Below are 18,283 nucleotides of genomic sequence, written 5' to 3'. Positions count from 1 at the left end.
TGGGGTTCCAAGGGGCGGTTGGCGCAAACCGCCCTTTGGTTGCCGTCCCCGGCCTTTCGCTGGCTCAAGGCGTTCGCTTGCTAAAAATAGTTCACCGGACTATTTTCTTAACGCGCTCACCCAACGCGACATGAACTAACCTCTGTGCAAGAAATTCATCCCTGAAGGTGCCTTCTTGTCAGCGTCCTGACATCAGTCCACCAAATAATACTCAACGGTACTCACCACCCTTACCTTCTTCAGGTGCGGCGAGCTTGAATCTCGATCGCTGATACTAAACTGCCCTTGACGCGCCGATTTAATCTTACCGAGTGTCGAGTCCGAGTCGCGGGCAAATTTAACCGCCACTTCGCGGGCGTTGCGGGTGGCCTGCTCTATCATCTGCGGCTTAATATCGTTTAAGCCGGTAAACAGGTATTCAATACGGTTGGTGTAACGGTCACCGCCTATGGCGATACCTTGCTTAGCCAGTTCGCTGATCTGACTGCTGGCATGGCGTACCTTGTTAGGATCTTGGCTGTACACCGACATATTGGCGCTAACCAGGTAGCGTAGGCCGACCTGCTCGGGTCCGTATTGCTGCGCTTTTTTGTCAACTACTGTGACCTGCCCCAGGGAGATTTCCTCGTCACTAAAACCGTGCAGCTTTAAAAATGCCACCACGGCGTTTTGTTTTTGCTCCACCGCGGCGGTGACCTCTTCGAGCTGCTCACCGGCCTCGGTAAAAACGATGGGCCAAATGGCAGTGTCCGCCTGTACCTGCTGCTCGGCTAATCCCTTCACCACCACGGTGCGATCCATAGCCTTAAACTCTATGATGGCATTGCTGAGCAAGATGCCGATAGAGGCCAACCCCAAGGCTAGAAGAAAAGCAGGTAAAATATTGATGTGCGTTATACTTTTGTGCATTGATGCTTCCTTTTTGCAACAAGTATGAGACTATATTTCGGTATCCAGTGTACCAAAATGAGTAAGCTATGAGCGTAAAACGCATTAGTCAGTTCTTCAACCCTAAATCCATAGCTGTTGTCGGCGCCTCGAACAATCCCATGCGCCCGGGCTACATTGTGATGCGCAACCTGCTGCAAGGCGGCTTTAACGGCCCAATAATGCCGGTCACACCAAAATACGAGGCGGTACACGGGGTGCTGGCCTATGCCGATATTGCATCGCTGCCACAACCACCCGATATTGCCATCATTTGTACCAATAAAGCCACCTTATTACCACTTATCAGCGCTCTCGCCAAACAGGGCTGTCGTAATGTTATCGTGGTCGCGGCGGGCCTCAGTGAAGAACAAAAAACCGAATTACAACAACATTGTAAAGCTCAGCATGTGAATTTAATGGGGCCCAATTGTTTGGGTTTGATGATCCCTCATCTTGGCGTCAATGCCAGTTTTTCCCATACAGTGACCCGCCCCGGCAAGGTTGCCTTTATTTCGCAATCGGCGGCGGTGTGCTCAACCATTTTGGACTGGGCACAACATAAGGATATTGGCTTTTCTTACTTTATTTCCGTGGGCGACTGCCTGGATATCGACTTTGGCGAACTACTGGATTTTCTCGGCCGCGACGCCCGCACCAAGGCTGTGCTCTTATACATAGATAATCTAAAAGATATTCGCGGCTTCATTTCCGCAGCTAGAGCCGCCGCCTTTAGTAAACCCGTGATCGTGATTAAAACTGGACGTACCGATGCTGGTGCCCAGGCCGCATCGGCTCACACCGGCGGGGCCAGCGGCTGCGATGCGGTGTACGATGCCCTGATCCAGCGCGCCGGTATGCTTAGGGTAAATGATTTACGCGAGCTCTTTGCGGCGACGCAAACACTGGCGCTGCATCCAAAATTACTCAAGGTAGAACCCCTGTGCATACTTACCAATGGCGGCGGTCCGGCAGTAATGGCAGTCGACAGCCTGGTACAAAGCTCCGGTAAGCTCTGTGAGCTTAGCGAGGCCACCTTAGAGACATTAAACAAGGTGATCCCCCAGGCGGACAGTACTCACAATCCGGTGGATATATTTGGTGACTCAGACCCAATGCGTTATCAGCAGGCGCTGAAGATTCTGCTCGAAGCCAAAGAAGTGGAAAACCTGCTGATTATTCACACCCCGTCGGCTTTAGCGCCAAGCGCCGATTATGCCCGTATTATAGTCGACACCCTGGCGCAAATAGACGCCCGCAAGCGCCCCTTTGTAATGACCAATTTTATGGGTGAAGACGCCGCCTATGAGGCCAGGCGCATTTGTGCCCAAGGTGGCATTCCCACCTATCGCACCCCAGAAGGTGCGGTTGGTGCCTATATGCATTTGATCAATTACCGCCGTAACCAAAAACACCTGACGCAAACCCCAGAGTCCATTGTTGATGAGCTGGATATTCAGGTCGAAGAAGCGCAGGCAGAGATCAGCGCCCATCTGGATCGCAATGTGCACTATCTCAGCACCCATCAGGCGGCGCCGCTACTGGCTTATTACGGCATAGACACAGTGACTACCCACATTGCCACCACACCCAGTGAGGCTGCGGAAGTCGCCGCTGAATGCGGTTTCCCCGTGGTGCTTAAACTGATAAGCCCGGATATCGCCAGTAAATCCGAGGTCGGCGGTGTGGTGCTTAATATCAGCGATGAGCATGAGGTCGAGCAAGCGGCGTTTGCCATTTTACTGCGTATTAATCAGGTCTATCCCGAGGCACGTATCGACGGCTTTGCCATTCAGCCCATGGCGCCACGTGCCGGGGCACATGAGCTGCGTATCGCCATCAAAACCGACCCACAATTTGGCCCGGTGATCTTACTTGGCGAGGCCGGCAGTGCCCTTGATTATTCCCAGGCTGCGGTGGCCCTGCCGCCGCTGAATATGAATCTGGCCAAGTACTTAATTGCCAATGCCCTGGATAAGGGCGTGCTTAAAGAGCGCACCTTGCCGGAGAAGGTCGACAAGTATCGCTTATGCGCCCTGCTCACCCGGGTTTCGCAGTTAATCGTCGATCAGCCGGATATCCACAGCCTGGAGCTGAACCCCTTGCTGGCCACCCAGAGTCAATTTTTAGTGCTCGATGCCAGCATAGGTATCAGCCGTTATAAGCGTCTTGCCCATCGTAAGCGCCTGGCCATTCGTCCCTATCCCAAGGAGCTGGAGCGCTGGGTCACCCTAAAAGACGGCTCCGAGGCACTGTTGCGTCCCATTCGTCCCGAGGATGAGCAGGCTCACCGTCGTTTCGACGAGTCACTTACTAAAGAAGACAGATACCGGCGCTTTTTTGGCGAAATGCCGCACTTTAGCCATGAGCAATTGGCCAAGATGACGCAGATCGACTATGACAGAGAAATGGCCTTTATCGTCACCCGTAAACAGGGCGGTGAAAATGTCACCCTGGGCGTGTCCCGGGTGCTAATGGACCCGGACAACCTAGTCGGTGAATTTGCCATAGTCGTTGGCTCACAAGCCCAAGGGCTGGGTTTGGGGCGCATTCTCCTTGGTGCCGCCGTAGACTATTGCCAGCAACAGGGCGTTGGTAGTATCGAGGGCATGACCCTGTGGGAGAACACAGGTATGATAGAGTTAGCGCGTAAGTTAGGGTTTACTATCAGTCGTGACTTTGAAGAAGGCACTATTCATATGCGCCGCGAACTCAATAAAAGAATAGAAGATGATTAAAAAAATAAGAATCACGCTGGCCGATGTGTTTGAAGCACGCGGCAAATCGAAGCGCTATGGTTATGCCTTCGATGCCTTTTTAATGACCTTAATTTTTGCCAATGTGCTCGCCATAGTGATGGAGTCTGTGCCCAGCATGGCACACGAACATACGCGCTTTTTTTTCTACTTTGAATTGATATCGGTACTTATTTTCACCGTTGAATACCTGGCTCGAGTGTGGGCCAGCGTCGATTTAAACCGTTTTGCCGACAGCTCACTAAGCCCAACAAAAAGGCGCCTGCGCTATCTCATATCGCCCATGGCGGTGATCGACCTAATCGCTATTTTGCCCTCATTATTAATGTTCCTGGTGCCTTTCGATCTGCGTTTCTTAAGGGTGCTGAGGTTATTGCGAATTTTCAAACTCACCCGTTATTCCCGCGCCATGCAGCTGATGCTGAACACCATACAGGAAGAGGCCAGCTCGTTACTGGCGGCATTCTTTATTATGACGGTGATCCTGATTATTGCCGCCAGCGGCATTTATTTGCTCGAACACGATGTGCAACCGGATAAATTCGGCTCCATTCCCGCCGCCATGTGGTGGGCTATTATCACTTTAACCACAGTGGGTTACGGCGATACCGTACCTGTCACCCTGATGGGGAAAATCTTCGGCGGCATTATTACCATCCTCAGCATGGGCATGGTTGCCATCCCTACCGGTATTCTGGCTTCAAGCTTTTCTGAGCAGTTGCGCAAGCGCCGTAGAGCCTACAGTGAAATGGTGCATCAGCTGATGGAAGACGGCATTATCTGCCATCCAGAGCGGGTAAAACTGAATGAACTGCGCCTTGAGCTCGGCTTAAGCGTGCAAGAGGCGGCGCACCTGGAAGAGCAAGTGCGCGATCAGCACCCCTTGCTTAAGCGCTTTTGTCCCCAGTGTGGCCATCATTTGGAATAATACAGGCCTTAGCGAGTAAATCGGCCACCCCATCACCATGACAGGGCTGCGCTAACGCGTCGCCCTGCATCAGGGTGCAACCTAGGTTTAACAACTGACGCTGCTGTTTATCATCGGCCACGCCCATGGCGAGCACCTCAATGTTCATGGCAGCGAAAATAGGCATATAACGACTGACCTTGTTATAGGCTTTATAGTCCACACACAACAAGGCGCTGAGCTCGGCGCCCAACTTCACCTGTTGAAATAACTCGTCGCCCAGCTCGGGCACGCAAAATTCGTCCACCGTCTTAATATGCAAAGACAAACACATGCCTGATACCACCAGCTTTTGCAGCACTTGCCTGGCATCGGCGTCGAGGCGCTGCCAGTCATGCACCGAAATCTCTAATACCAAACAGCTGATGGGGAAATCATAGCTGTGCAGCAAGTGAACAATATCGCCCATGCTACCGGGTTGGCTGAATTCACGTCCCTTGATAGCTAAAGACAAGTGCAGCAGTGGTTGTTGTCTATGCCAGAGGCGACATTCAAGCACCGCCCGCTCTAAGGTTTGCAATAGGAGTTTTGACCACAACCGGATTTGGCGTATATGAGGGTAATATTCTTGCGGTGCCAATAGCTGCTCATCATGTTGCCAGTAGGGCAAGACCTCAAAGCCTTGTAATTCGGCATCCTGCATGGCGTAAATGCCCTGATAGTGATTTATAAACTGGCACTGATCGGCGGCAATCATTAAGGCTTGCTCTGTGGCCAGACTACGCTGCACCTGAGCATTAATGTCTGGCTGGAAGAAGTGAAACTGGTTGCGACCGCTGCGTTTGGCCTGATACAGCGCCAATTCGGCGCCTTTAAGCAAAGCTTCGCCCTGCTGTCCATCTTCGGGGAAGAGCGCCACACCTATACTGGCGTTGGCGGCGCCGAGTGTGCCATGACAGGGGCGCATCAGCACCTCCTGTACCTTACGACACACCGCCAGCACCTGCTCCAGCGCATCTATATCTTCAAGTAACAGAGCAAATTGCTCAGCCTCGATGCGCCCTAAACTGTCTTGCGAGCGCACTGCCCTTTGCAGGCGATAAACCAGACTCAGCAGTTGCTGCTCAGCCGCTTGCTCCTCGAAGCCAACCACAACCGGCAAGGGCACATTGATAAGCAGCAATGCGCAGCCGCGGTTATCCCGCTGTGCTTGCTCCAGTGCGTGTTCAACCCTATCCATAAACAAGGGACGATTAGGAAAGCCGGTAAGGCTGTCGTAGTGCGCCTGCTGTTGTTGGGTCTCCAAGCTATGCTTGGCTTCACTGATATCTGTGAGCATCACTATATAGCTGGTGCTGTGCTGCTCGCTGTCGGCGACCGCACTCATCTTCAGCAGCACGGGAACCTGCTCACCGGTTTTAAGCACTACCTGCTCTTCGCATTGGTAATGCTCCCCCACACGTAAGCCTTTCAAAATACGCAGATAGTTAATACGCACATTTTTCGACAGCCCCAGATTCAGACGTCGTGAGGATGGGCTACTGGTGGGGTAATCAAAATTTTCCCGCAACGCCTGATTGGTGGCAACGATGCGCAGCTTGGAGTCAAAAATAATCAGCCAGTCGCTGGCCTGCTCAAAGGCGGCACCAAACATGCGTGCATTTTCTTCTAACACCAGCTCCCGAGTCATATTGGTATAGGTGCCCGCTACCTGAACCGGATGGGTGCCTTCCCATTGCATCACCTTGCCAAAGTCTTTATACCAACGCCATTGCCCACTGCTGTGGCGCAGGCGATAGACGCAGTTAAAGTAACCCTTATCGGTGGATAAAAATTCCAGCCATTCGATACGGAATTTTTGTCTTTCATTCGGGTGAATCAACGCCAGATATTGATCCAGCTGACAATGCTCATAGCTATAACCCAGTTCCTCACGCAACCGTGGTTGATAAATTTTGCTCTCATGCTGATGCCAGTCCCATACCCCGGAGTGACTGCCTTCGAGCGCCAATTTCAGGCGCGCCGCCGACTCTTTGCTTTGTTTATGCGCCGCCATCAGCATCTTTTGAATGCGATTGCGACGATACATCCACATGGCTATCAGGCTGGCGATAATAATCACATACAGGGTGATAAAACTAGGCGAGCTCCACGGCGGGTAGGCAACGCTAATACTCAAGCGTGCTGGCTCGGTCGACTCGCCGGTAAAGGGGTCCCGCGCCCACACCTGAAGCAGATGCTCCCCAGGATTTAGCTTGGGGAAGACCACGCGATTATTATCCCGGGTAAAGCTTTTCTGGCTGCCATCGAGCTGATACTCGAAAATAACCCTGTCCTGATAATTAAAGGCCATGGCGCTGAAGGTGATCTCTAAGCCGACATCATCATGGTCAAGGTAAACCTGGGTCAAAGGCCCCATGGTTGGCAACTCAAGCGCGCGGTACATCAGCTCTGCCGAGGTAAAATTAACCCCTTGTAGCAAGGCCCGTTGCGGTATATTGCGCTGCGGATAAAACAAGGTCGCGCCTTTAACCGAACCAAATGCCAGGCGACCGTCGTCACGACGACTGACCGAGCCCAGGTTAAATTCATTGGTGGCTAGGCCTTCCAGATTAGTGAACTGAAAAAAGTGCTCATTTTGTGGGTTAAAGCGCCATAAGCCCTTATGACTACTCATCCACACCATACCCATATCATCGAGCACCAGATCATACATAAGGTTACCCGGACCGCGGCGCTGTAAATCTATGTGTTTAATAAAATTAAAGTTGCTGGCGTTTAAGGCCACCAGACCATGATTGGAAAACGACAGCCACAGGATATTATTGTTATCCACCACATAACCATTAAGGTTGATGGCCAAACTGCCATGAGATTGCGGCACCCGATAAAGCATTTGCAGGGTTTGCGTTTGGGCATTGAAACGCAGCAGCTGACCGCCGGAGAAAAACAAGGGTTGCAGAGGGTTATCCGCTAACGGAGCGCTGAACCCCAAGGCCAAAAACGGATCATGCTTGTCCAGGTCACCACCCAAAGGATGCACCTGCTGTGATCCCAGATCAAAATAGAAGAACCCCTGATTCTGATTGACTCCGTATAACCGGCCATCCTGGGTCAAATACAGGCCATGTAAATAGCCCTCAAGGTAGGCCTGATCTTCTTGCTTCCTGGCCTGCAGCTTAGTTAACTCCTCGGTGTCCTGGTTATAGCTAAATAAACCACGGGTGGTATTCATCAGCAACTGCCGACGATAAGGGATCAGGGTGTAAATGCTAAAGACGTTGTCGAGTTCATCGCTGAGGTAACTTTTAAACTTCACCTCACTTTGCATTGTCGCCAGGTTGACCTGGGTTAAACCGTTATGAGTGCCTAAATACAGGGTGTCGCCACTTTGTACCGAGCTCCAGATATTATGATGGGACAAACCATCGCCACCGAGATTATCGGCTGTGATATTTTGAAACTCAAAGCGCTTGTTGGGAAGGAAAAAGGCGCCATCGCTTTTGGTGCCCAGCCACAGATCGCCCAGCTCTGTTTCCACTATTTTGATCACACTGGGGTCGGAAAGACTGTAAGGGCTGTCGCTCAGCCTTTGGTGCTTGCGCAAGCGGTTAGCCTGCCACTCATACTCAAACAAGCCCTTATCCGTGGCCAACATCAGCATCCCCCCGCCAAGGGGTTTTATTTGCCAGATATTCAACTCCGACAAAAGCGTCGTACTTTGAAATGGCCGCTGCGGCTGGGCAAACAGGGCATCTAAATCGCTGATATCGGTGACATACAAGCCCTTTACCGTGCCTATCAATAACTTGCTCTGCTCGACCAGGGCGAATGATTTTACATTGTCTCTGTGTATACCACTGCTGCCCGGCGGCAAATGTTGCAGCGGGCGCACCTGCTGGCTCTTGAGATCATAAACAAAGGCACCGTGCGTGGTGCCGATAAACACATAGTGCTGGTATTGAAAAAACACCCGCACCAGAGCGTTGTTTTCGCCGCTGCCCACCTTAAATAAGCTGGTAATGGCACCGCTTTGCGGGTCGAGCATGGCAACATCGCCGCCACGGCCAAGCAGCATCTTATTATCGTCGAGGGAATGCATGGAAAACACTGCGGTGGCAAAGTCGGGGTCTAATTCCTTCGGCGGTGCCACTACCCTTTCCAGCACCCCTTTGCCGTTATGATAACGATAAAGGCCATTAAGAATGGATGAAGTCCAAATTTGCCCTTGTTTATCCATATGCAGGGCATCAATCATGGCGTCGTCAAGCTCGCCCTTTTCATCGCTGATAATTTTTACTTGATAGCCGTCGTATTTATTTAAACCGCTTTCGGTGGCCAGCCACAGGTAGCCCTGATGGTCGATAAGCATATTACCGACATAGCTTTGCGACAGCCCCTCACTGGGCGACAAACGCTGCACCTTGGCGCTGACGCTCGCGGTGACGACCAAAAACAAGCTCAATAATACCAACCAGCAATTACGCATCTGCCACTCCCTGATACCAATAGGCCAACACATCACGACCCTGATTACGATAACTTTGCAAGCGCGACGCCAGGTGTTCGGGCAAAGTAGCAACCGTGGCGAAACCCAGCTGTTCATAAAAGGGGCGCAGATGCTGATAAATAAAACTATAGATGGGGCCTGGTAATTCGGCACAGACCTGACGTATTAAAGTGGCGGCCAAACCTTGACGACGATAATCTGCCTCTACAAACACGCCACATAAAAAATGTTGTTGTTCAACAAGACTGACTCTGGCTGCCGCCACTATGTCATTGTCGCAACGCACCACCCAAATTTGGTCTTGCTTATTGGCACGACCTCGGGCGCCGACCCTATCATAAAATTTGTTCACCAAGGGGGTGGCGAGGGCGGGTACGCGTTGCGCCACTGGGGGGGTCATCGCGATGCGCTCATCATCGCTAAGAAATGTTCAAACTGCTGCTTTAAGTAGCCTTGCTCCGAAATCGGACGCATATTGATGGCTTCATAAACCTTATCCCGGGCATTTTTGCCACGGATAATTTGATACGCCCAAAACGAGGCTTCATAGTCCAATTGAATTCGGTACTTCTCTTCTCGCGGAAGACGGCAAAGATTGACACTCATCGCTGCAACACTATTTAATAACTGACGGAGCCTATACTATAACAGATAGCACCCAGGGTGTATGGGGCGGCCGCTAAGCTAGGGCTAGTATTTCTACTCCAGGTTACCTAAAATAGAAAAAATCATCACATAAATTTAACAATGTGATTAATAAAATAATGATACTCACTGCTTCCTGATCCCGCTAATTTTTTCTTCAAGGTCGTAGTGTTACGCCAGCAGGTATTTATGCAAAACATCTTTGCCTTGGTGCTGCCGCGATTGCTGCTAGTGGCTCTATTTTGCGCCCTAGGCAATGCCCATGGGGCAAACAACAGCACTAAGATGACCTTTAACAGACCGATGGACACCGCCCAGGCGCGCTTTGTCATCGAACTGATGTCACAGGCTTATAGTCAGCTCGGCTATGAGCTGGAGATCATTGACTTCGATCACCCTCAGGCCTTGGCCGCTGCAGATGAGGGGGAGCTAGACGGTCAGCTAGGACGCATCGCCAATATAGAAACCCGCTATGAGAACCTGGTGCGGGTAAACTTCCCCTTGTTTAAGTTTGAGCTTTTTATGCTCACCCGTTGTCATTACTGCAGCCTACAGGAGCTCGCTCGGGTTGCCATCCGCAATGGTTACCCGGTCACCGAGCAATACCTGCATAGCAATAATTTCAATGGCCAAATTATTAAATTGGAAAGCGTGGCGGCGCAGCTGAACCTCTTGGCTCAGCGCCAGGTTGAAGCCGTGGTGCTGCTTGATTTCCACCTCAAGCAAGGCTACCGAAATCGCGCCGAGCAACCCTTTACCCGCCATCATCTGCAAAACTACTACAGTTATCATTACCTGCATAAGCGCCATGAGGATAAAATTCCCAAGCTTTTAGCGGTATTGCAGGAGTTAGAGGCAAGTGGGGTGGTGGCGCAGCTGCGCAAAAAGCACGGCTTATAAGTCGAGCTCGCCCTGCTCCATGGATGGCGGTTGCTGGCCTTGTTCCTGTTGGCGCGCTAAGAAACGCTTATAACGCTGTTGACACAGCAAATTGACATGACGCTTTTGCTCATCGCTGAGCTGATTCCAATGAAACCGCTCTTCTCGCGACCGATAACAACCAAGACAATAGCCGCGACTATTGACCTGGCAGATCCCCTTACAGGGGCTATCGATGGAGAATATTTCAAGCTGTTGCATAGGCACTTCAAAGCATAAACCCTATTTCTAACGTTAATGCCTGAGGCGTCTAATTACCAGTGAAAGTTAGCCAAGGTTATCCATTTCTTCTTTGCGTAAAACCGGCTTGGCGTAAATGGCGGTAACCAGGTCGCGCAAATGCTCTGGGATGGCTTCCATACGCTGGGCAAAGGCCTTCACATCTTCGGATTCTGAGTCAACCACGGCATTGGCATGCTTGGCGGCAATGTAGTTGCCCGGATGCAAATAGAAAGACTCGACAATCTGCTTATCTATGGTTTTCGCCAAATCTTCCGGAGTGCTGCAGTCGTTGCTAATGGGCTGACCAAAGGCCAGATGTACATGACCCTTATCGCTGGTAAAGCCCTCGACTATGCTTTCGATGTCTTCACCTGCCGACTTTACATACTCACCATGGTGCTTTTTATGATACAGCTCCTTGGCCTTCGACAGGGCGCAGGGTTCGTACTGATACGAGATAGAAACCGGCACGATTTTTAGCTCGCGCACATATTCGGCAAAATCTTTCTTTTGCTTGCGGCCATTAAGCTGCAGCATTTTCAACAGTGCTGGATCGGTTTGGTCGAAACCGTCTTTGGTGCGCCCTTCACGCTGGGCAATCCAAATGCTGTGCCCCTCGGTCAAGGAGTCGTAAATATAGGCCGACAGCTGAGTCAGCGCCTTAAGCATTTCTTTCGGTGCCTTGGCCGAACGCTTAACGATAAAGCTCTTGTTCAAGCGCATTAGCTCAGTGATATAAGGAATTTGCAGCAGGTTATCGCCAATGGCGATACGCACCGTATTCATATCGTGCTGGTGCAAGCCAAAGTTCACCAAGGCTGGATCAAGAACAATATCGCGGTGATTGGAGATAAACAAATAGGCCTGATTTTTATCCAACTTATCAAGGCCGGAGAAGGTCACCTTGGACGTGGTGTTATTTACTATCTGCTCAAGATAGTGCACCACTTCAAGCTGCACTTGCTGCACCGAGTTAACCTGTCCCCATTTACGCTGTAGCTGCTGGCGCACCAGAGGCCGCGAAATAAGACGTATTGATGCCAACCAAGCAGGCAAATTATGCTTAGCAATAAGGTCGACAAAGGCATTATCGGCCACCAGCCGAGCCACGGATGCCGCCACTTCATCATCGTTGTAAGGTCTTATATCTGCATACTTATCCACGGTGCTCACCTTTTAACTGCAGGCAAAAAAACGGCGCTCATTGTATCGCGCCCTTTATTTATTCGCTAAGTTTATCAACTCTTACCAGTGAGAGATAGCCTACCTACGGCTGAATTTTAGCCACAGCAAGCGTATTAGCAACAGCGCCAGAATAACAGCAGAGCCTTGCTCCAACCAAGGCGGTAACACCTCTTGATGCTGGCCACCGAGCGGCGTGACATTAAATCCGAATTCACCAACCAGGTAATCGGTGAGCACGCCAAACAGCAAGGCCACACCTATTACCCCGGTTAGATAGGCAGCAACCGCGCGGCGCCCCAGCTCCTTGCCCACTACACCTAGGGTAGCAATATTGGTCGCTGGTCCCGCCAGCATAAAGACCAGTACAGCCCCGGGTGACACTCCGGCCAACAACAAGCCGGCGGCAATGGGGGTAGAGGCCGTGGCACAGATATACATGGGGATGCTGACCAGCACCATCACAGTCATGGCCAAAATACCACTGCCCCATTGGCTTAAATAGGAGGTAGGTACATAGGTTTGCACCACAGCCGCAAAAAACAGACCTATCATCAACCATAAGGCGGTATCGCTTAAAAGCTTAGTGGCACTAAAGTGCAGCGCTTGCTGTAACTTGCTAAGAGCGGATGGCTGAGCTTGCGGTGTTGACTGCGACGCCTTTTTATCGGTATTACAGCAACTGGATGTTGCCTGTGTGACCTGAGTTTGTGGGGTGCAACAACCGCCGCTTTGCTTATCGAGCTGAACCTCGGAGGCACAACAACTCGATGGACCCTCAACTGCAGGCACCTTATCATTAGAGCCGCAGCACGCACCTTGCTTGGGTGTAGAGCTTGCAGTGACGCTTGGCTCCAAACTGCCCTCGCGCCCCACCAGCAAACCGGCGGTAATGGCGCTGCAAACGGCGGCTATGGGTCTTATCACCGCCATAAAGGGACCCAATAAGGCATAGGACACGGAGACGGAATCAATTCCGGTTTCCGGTGTCGACACTAAAAATGACGTTGTCGCACTTTTTGACGCGCCCGCTCGTCTTAAGCCGACCGCCGCCGGGATCACGCCGCAGGAGCACAAAGGCATGGGCGCGCCGATTAGCGCCGCCTTCACCGTGGTCCAGAGGCCTTCTTTACCCAGATGACGATTGAGAAAGTGCGTCGGCAAATACACATTGATGATTCCGGCAATCAACAACCCTAGCATCAGCCAAGGTGCCGACAACACAAACAATTGCCAAAAATTACTGATTAAGTCCATCTATGTCCTCCAGTGCGGTCAGAATCGAACAATGTTGCGCCGGGGCGCTACTGCCGCAGCATTGCTCGGCCAGTTGCGACAGCGAAGCATGAAAGCGCTGTAACTCGGCGATCCGCTGTGCCACCAAATCACGCTTTTTCAGGGTCAGATCTTTCACTTCCTGACAGCTGTGCTCGGCCTTTTCAAAGTTTATCTTTAACAGCTCGGCAATTTCTTCCAGGCTAAAGCCGACATCCTTGGCACGACGAATAAAACGCAATTGTGCCATGTGCTTACCCCCATATTGACGATAGCCACTGGCGCTGCGCTGAGGCGCGCTCAATAGTCCTTGCTGCTCGTAATAACGCAGTGCATCCGTACTCATGTCCACCTGTTTGGCCAATTCACCTATACGCATCTGCACTCCTCCCCCCTCAAACTCTTTGCTTAGCAGGCATTATAAACCTTAGAGTTAACACTAAGGTCAAGGATTAATTTTGCGCTAAACGTTGGTCCATGAAAGACTAGCGCCAATAGCCTATTTGGAGAGCACAAATGAACATCGTCATGTTAGACGCCGACACCTTAGGAGCAAACTCACTGGCACCAATTGCCGCCTTAGGAGAATTTCATCGCCACCCCCTGACATCAGCAGAAGATGTAGTGACGCGCTGCGCCGACGCCGAGGTAGTGATCACCAACAAGGTGCAACTTGGCGCCGAGCAGCTTAAGGCCTTGCCTAAGCTGAAACTTATCTGTGTTGCCGCCACCGGCACCAATAACATAGATATCGCTGCCGCTAAGGAGCATGGCATTGCTGTGTGTAATGTTGCCGGCTATTCCACCGCCAGCGTAGTGCAGCATACCTTTACCCTGATCTCCTTACTGCTTAATAACCTGCATAGGTATATAGATGACTGTCGCCAAGGCGCCTGGCAACAAAGCGAGATGTTTTGCCGCCTTGATTATGAGATCGCCGAGCTGGCGGGTAAAAAACTTGCCATTATCGGCCATGGTGAGCTCGGCCAGGCCCTGGCCAAGGTAGCCCATGCCTTTGATATGCAGGTGCTTATTGCCGAGCGTCGCGGCCAAGCCCCGCGCCCCGGGCGCATCGCTTTTGAACAAGCGCTGGCGCAGGCGGATATCGTCAGCATTCACTGCCCACTTAACGCCGAGACAGAGCAGTTAATAAATCGCGATACCCTGGCCTTAATGCAACCGACAGCCGTCTTAGTCAACACCGCCCGCGGCCCCATTATCAACGAAGCAGATCTGGCCACAGCCCTGGCCGATGGTACCCTAGGCGGCGCAGCCTTAGATGTGCTCAGTGAAGAGCCAGCCAACCCTGAAAATCCTTTGGTTCGCTATCAGGGTGACAACCTGCTGCTCACACCGCATATAGCCTGGGCATCAAAACAGGCCAGAGACAGGCTGATCCACCAGCTGGCCTTAAATATTCGCGCCTATGCCAATGGTGAAGTTCGCAATCGGGTTGGCTAAATTCGCCAACTCTTTTGAAATAACACCAACCCGCTTAAAAGAATAATGTGTAACCAATTGAAAAATATAAAGTAAAATTTTTGGCATTGAACTTGATTATTCAATGCCAACTAGATAACAAAAATTGGATAAAACAATGAAAAAAGCACTTCTTTGCGCCCTTGTCGCCCTGCCTCTACTTGGTGGTTGTATCGTTTCGGTGAATGACGGTGAAGCTGACGCCCATTGGTCATCAAGCGACTGGCAAAAACAACAGCGCCAAAATCGCGACTATATTGCCCACCTTGAGCTAGGGAACAGCGCTGCTGTGATCAAAGAAACCCTGGGCACACCGGATTTCAGTGAGTCCTTTGCTCATAAGGGTGAAGAGTATCAGGTACTGTTTTATGCCACGCAAAGCGTTAAGTCCGATGGCAAAATCAGCAAAAATGAATGTACACCCTTGGTATTTAAGGCTGGTCGTTTGGTGAGTATTGGTGATAGCGCCTATCAGGCACTGGTCGGTAAACTATAAAGATAAAAAAAGCCGCGTGGATTAAAGCCCACGCGGCTTTTTTTTAGCCGTAGAAAGCAGCGCTATTACGCCCGTCTTGCTTGGCCTGATACATGCCCCTGTCGGCATTTTCAATCAAGGCCATTTCACAGTTGTCGTCGTTGTCGCCATTAAAGGTGGTGGCGCCAATGCTGATGGTGATGTGCTCAGCAATGGGTGAGTCTATATGGGGAATATTAAGCTCGCGGATCACCCTGCATAGCTTATTGGCCAAAGCCATGGCTGTGTCTTCTTCACTGCCGGGCAAAACCGCAACAAACTCTTCACCACCATAACGGGCGATAAAATCGCTGCCGCGTTGACAATTATTGACCAGGGCCGAAGCCACTTTTTTCAAACATTCATCACCCTGCTGATGCCCGTAGCAGTCGTTGTAACGCTTAAAGTAATCGATATCTATCAATAGCACAGACAAAGGCAATCCGGCGCGCACACTGCGGCGCCATTCACGAGCAAAATGTTCGTCGAAATAACGACGATTGGGAATTTCCGTTAAGCCATCTATGCTCGCCAGCATTTCCAACAGATCATTTTTTTGTTTAATGGTCAGCTGATTCTTCACTCGGGCACGAACAATGGCGCTGCCAAAAGGCTTGCTAATATAGTCCATGGCGCCAAGCTCAAGGCCCTTGGCTTCATCGCCACTGGAGTCACTGGCGGAGATAATAATGACGGGAATGGGCTGAGTTTTATCATCATGTTTGAGCTGTTTTAGCGCCTCGTAACCATCCATACCCGGGAGCATGATATCAAGTAAGATCAAATCGGCACTGTTGTCCTCAAGCCAAGCAAACATGGCCTCGGCATCATTGACACAATGCACCTGGTATTGAGGGGTGAGGGTTTTGGTTAAAATCGCTTGGTTTAATTCATCACCGTCGACAATGAGAATTTTTGCTGACTTCATGAGCCTTCCTGTTTGCTTCACCTTGCCCAGCAATCCGTCCCTTACAGGCCTGTCGCTGAGCTATATTTGTTATTTATTTAGCGCACCTTTGTTACCAGTTTAGACCCGGTTAGCGAGCTTTACTTGGTATTTTTACGGTAGTTTTTGTTACCAAGGTGGTTTTCTTTTACCTAATCTAGCATGCCACAGGTCATCAGGCATGGCTCTGCTCTGGAGCTAACCATACCTGATCAGCCGGCAAAAGCAATGCGTACAGCGCCTATAATAAACGCTGTACTGCATTGTTCGCTATAGATTTTCTTCCGCAAAGGAAGCTAAGCGACTACGCACCACGCCATTAAGGTTGATAGTAGCGCTGCCCTCAAAGTGTTTAAAGCGCTCTACTATATAGGTTAAGCCCGAGGTCAGCGGCGTTAAATAGCTGCTGTCGATTTGCGCCAGGTTACCAGAGCAAATCAGCTTAGTACCCGCACCACAGCGGGTGATAATGGTTTTGAGCTGAGAAGCCGTTAAGTTCTGACTTTCATCCAAGAGCACCACGGCATTTTGAATACTGCGTCCGCGCATAAAGTTGACCGACTTGAACTGGATATTGGCCTTTTCCATAATATAGTTACGGCTGGAAATAGGGTTTTCATCGCTCTTATGTAACACCTCCAAAGAATCTGTGATCGCCGCCAACCAAGGCGCCATCTTTTCTTCTTCGGTACCCGGTAGGAAACCGATAGACTCGGCAATTTCTGGAGTGTTTCGGGTGACAATCAGCTTATCGTACACACCTTTTTCTATGATCATTTCCAGTGCGCAGGCCAAGGCTAGAATGGTTTTACCGCAACCCGCCGGGCCGGTCAGCAGCACTAACTCAACGTCCGGGTCGAGCAAAGCATCCATGGCCATGCCCTGATAGATATTTTTCGGCTTTACGCCCCAGGCATTGCGCGACATCAGGCGCTCCACGCCGAGATCCTTTAAGGTGATATGGGTATCGTTGTATTCCACCACCCGGGCGGCAAAGTGACCGGTTTCGTCAAGCAGATATTCATTGGCAAACACATCCGGCACCAACTCGCGCGCGACATGATGCAGGGCATCACGTCCTTGCTGCTCGGTTTCACACTCGCCAACCTGCTGCCAAAAGTCTCCTTGCACTTTTTTATAACCCGAGGTTAAAAGTGCCACGTCATCAATCAGCTGGTCGGTGCGATAGTCCTCAACATAATGCAGCCCGGCGCCCTTAGCCTTTAAGCGCATATTGATGTCCTTGGTGACCAGCACCACCTTGGCATCGCTGTATTGTTTTTGCAGATACACGGCACAGTTGATAATGCGATGGTCGTTTTCATTGCCCGGCAAGCCGGAAATACTGTCAGCAAACAGGTGATCATTGACTATGATCAGCTTGCCGCGCGGCAGCTCCGACGAACGTTTATCTTCCGGCAATAACACCCCTTTAAGCATTTGCTCCGGAGTGGCATCACGTAACACTTCATCGAGGGCTCGAATGGCAACGCGGGCATCGCGACTGACATCCCGTTTACGGTCCTTAATATGGTCTAGCTCTTCGAGTACCGTCATCGGAATGACGACGTCGTGTTCTTGGAAACAGAGGAATGCAAGGGGGTCGTGAAGTAATACGTTGGTGTCGAGCACATACATTTTACTGCTTTTTACGAGGCGGTCTTTGTCCATAGCGCGTTCCTAATTTGTCTTTATTATATCTGCACCTTTACAGCTACACTAACAAGGTGGTTATGCCTTAAGGGCATACTTCAAGTTTAGTCTATGGTTATAAAAAGACGCTTTTATGACGGCAAAAAAGTACAGAAAAAGTGGTGTTTTACATTTGCAAAAAGCGCCTTCTTTTGCTGCTGTACATATTCTAAACAAGCACCAAAATATTTATCAGTTTTCAGGTGATAATCACCAAGTTGCGCGCTAATATAGCCGCCTTTTTTTGCTTGGGCCGCCATGGCCCCAGCCTAGATAACCCAAAGTCGAG

The 18,283-nt window shown here is 50.8% G+C and carries 16 protein-coding genes; 5 read left to right on the top strand and 11 right to left on the bottom strand.

What is annotated here, in order from left to right; translation table 11 throughout:
* Positions 1-192: 192 nt before the first annotated feature.
* Positions 193-909: an SIMPL domain-containing protein gene (locus tag C2M35_RS05570; RefSeq protein WP_105264794.1), complete on the bottom strand. Its 717-nt coding sequence runs from the start codon at positions 907-909 to the stop codon at positions 193-195.
* 68 nt (positions 910-977) lie between these two features.
* Between C2M35_RS05570 and C2M35_RS05565 the strand changes: the two genes are divergently transcribed.
* Positions 978-3,665: a bifunctional acetate--CoA ligase family protein/GNAT family N-acetyltransferase gene (locus C2M35_RS05565; RefSeq protein ID WP_105264793.1), complete on the top strand. Its 2,688-nt coding sequence runs from the start codon at positions 978-980 to the stop codon at positions 3,663-3,665.
* Positions 3,658-4,611 carry an ion transporter gene (locus tag C2M35_RS05560; protein ID WP_199774392.1) on the top strand — a complete coding sequence of 318 codons (954 nt, stop codon included), beginning with the start codon at positions 3,658-3,660 and terminating at the stop codon, positions 4,609-4,611. Before C2M35_RS05565 ends, C2M35_RS05560 begins: the two co-directional genes overlap by 8 nt.
* On the opposite strand, the gene C2M35_RS05555 is transcribed toward C2M35_RS05560, so the two are convergent.
* From C2M35_RS05555 to C2M35_RS05545, 3 genes are read right to left on the bottom strand one after another with little or no spacing between them, the layout of a single operon-like run.
* Complete coding sequence (locus tag C2M35_RS05555; RefSeq protein ID WP_158677921.1) at positions 4,571-9,079, bottom strand: EAL domain-containing protein; 4,509 nt, start codon at positions 9,077-9,079, stop codon at positions 4,571-4,573. The genes C2M35_RS05560 and C2M35_RS05555 overlap by 41 nt on opposite strands.
* Positions 9,072-9,500, bottom strand: coding sequence for a GNAT family N-acetyltransferase (locus tag C2M35_RS05550; protein ID WP_105264791.1), 429 nt, complete (start codon positions 9,498-9,500; stop codon positions 9,072-9,074). Before C2M35_RS05550 ends, C2M35_RS05555 begins: the two co-directional genes overlap by 8 nt.
* Positions 9,497-9,706: a DUF3283 family protein gene (locus C2M35_RS05545; protein ID WP_105199594.1), complete on the bottom strand. Its 210-nt coding sequence runs from the start codon at positions 9,704-9,706 to the stop codon at positions 9,497-9,499. Before C2M35_RS05545 ends, C2M35_RS05550 begins: the two co-directional genes overlap by 4 nt.
* A 228-nt stretch (positions 9,707-9,934) precedes the next feature.
* Between C2M35_RS05545 and C2M35_RS05540 the strand changes: the two genes are divergently transcribed.
* Positions 9,935-10,645, top strand: a complete 711-nt coding sequence (locus tag C2M35_RS05540) for a substrate-binding periplasmic protein (protein WP_105199593.1) — start codon at positions 9,935-9,937, stop codon at positions 10,643-10,645.
* Here C2M35_RS05540 and C2M35_RS05535 read toward each other — a convergent pair.
* The 4 genes from C2M35_RS05535 to zntR all read right to left on the bottom strand — a co-directional run bounded on the left by C2M35_RS05535 (position 10,640) and on the right by zntR (position 13,742).
* Complete coding sequence (locus tag C2M35_RS05535) at positions 10,640-10,885, bottom strand: DUF1289 domain-containing protein (RefSeq protein WP_105199592.1); 246 nt, start codon at positions 10,883-10,885, stop codon at positions 10,640-10,642. The two genes, C2M35_RS05540 and C2M35_RS05535, sit on opposite strands and share 6 nt — an antisense overlap.
* A gap of 66 nt (positions 10,886-10,951) precedes the next feature.
* Positions 10,952-12,070: a 1-acyl-sn-glycerol-3-phosphate acyltransferase gene (locus C2M35_RS05530; protein WP_105199591.1), complete on the bottom strand. Its 1,119-nt coding sequence runs from the start codon at positions 12,068-12,070 to the stop codon at positions 10,952-10,954.
* Between the two features lie 99 nt (positions 12,071-12,169).
* Entirely contained in the window at positions 12,170-13,345 is a 1,176-nt protein-coding gene (locus tag C2M35_RS05525) for an SO_0444 family Cu/Zn efflux transporter (RefSeq protein WP_105264790.1), read from the bottom strand.
* Positions 13,329-13,742: a Zn(2+)-responsive transcriptional regulator gene (gene zntR / locus C2M35_RS05520; protein ID WP_105257944.1), complete on the bottom strand. Its 414-nt coding sequence runs from the start codon at positions 13,740-13,742 to the stop codon at positions 13,329-13,331. The genes C2M35_RS05525 and zntR overlap by 17 nt, the downstream gene beginning before the upstream one ends.
* Before the next feature lie 137 nt (positions 13,743-13,879).
* Between zntR and C2M35_RS05515 the strand changes: the two genes are divergently transcribed.
* Both C2M35_RS05515 and C2M35_RS05510 read left to right on the top strand, forming a co-directional pair.
* Complete coding sequence (locus C2M35_RS05515; protein ID WP_105264789.1) at positions 13,880-14,824, top strand: D-2-hydroxyacid dehydrogenase; 945 nt, start codon at positions 13,880-13,882, stop codon at positions 14,822-14,824.
* 136 nt (positions 14,825-14,960) lie between these two features.
* Complete coding sequence (locus C2M35_RS05510; protein WP_105264788.1) at positions 14,961-15,338, top strand: DUF3192 domain-containing protein; 378 nt, start codon at positions 14,961-14,963, stop codon at positions 15,336-15,338.
* A 43-nt stretch (positions 15,339-15,381) separates the two neighbouring features.
* On the opposite strand, the gene C2M35_RS05505 is transcribed toward C2M35_RS05510, so the two are convergent.
* The 3 genes from C2M35_RS05505 to C2M35_RS15650 all read right to left on the bottom strand — a co-directional run bounded on the left by C2M35_RS05505 (position 15,382) and on the right by C2M35_RS15650 (position 18,254).
* Entirely contained in the window at positions 15,382-16,284 is a 903-nt protein-coding gene (locus C2M35_RS05505; RefSeq protein ID WP_105199586.1) for a diguanylate cyclase, read from the bottom strand.
* A gap of 288 nt (positions 16,285-16,572) precedes the next feature.
* A complete protein-coding gene (locus C2M35_RS05500; RefSeq protein ID WP_105199585.1) occupies positions 16,573-17,973 on the bottom strand; it encodes a PhoH family protein in 1,401 nt (466 codons plus the stop codon).
* Positions 17,974-18,086: 113 nt separating this feature from the next.
* Entirely contained in the window at positions 18,087-18,254 is a 168-nt protein-coding gene (locus C2M35_RS15650; protein WP_158677920.1) for a hypothetical protein, read from the bottom strand.
* Positions 18,255-18,283: the final 29 nt, after the last annotated feature.

Source organism: Pseudoalteromonas sp. T1lg76 (assembly GCF_002964725.1).
In the GTDB taxonomy this organism is placed as follows: Bacteria; Pseudomonadota; Gammaproteobacteria; order Enterobacterales; family Alteromonadaceae; genus Pseudoalteromonas.
This window is presented reverse-complemented; position numbering and strand designations above follow the sequence as displayed.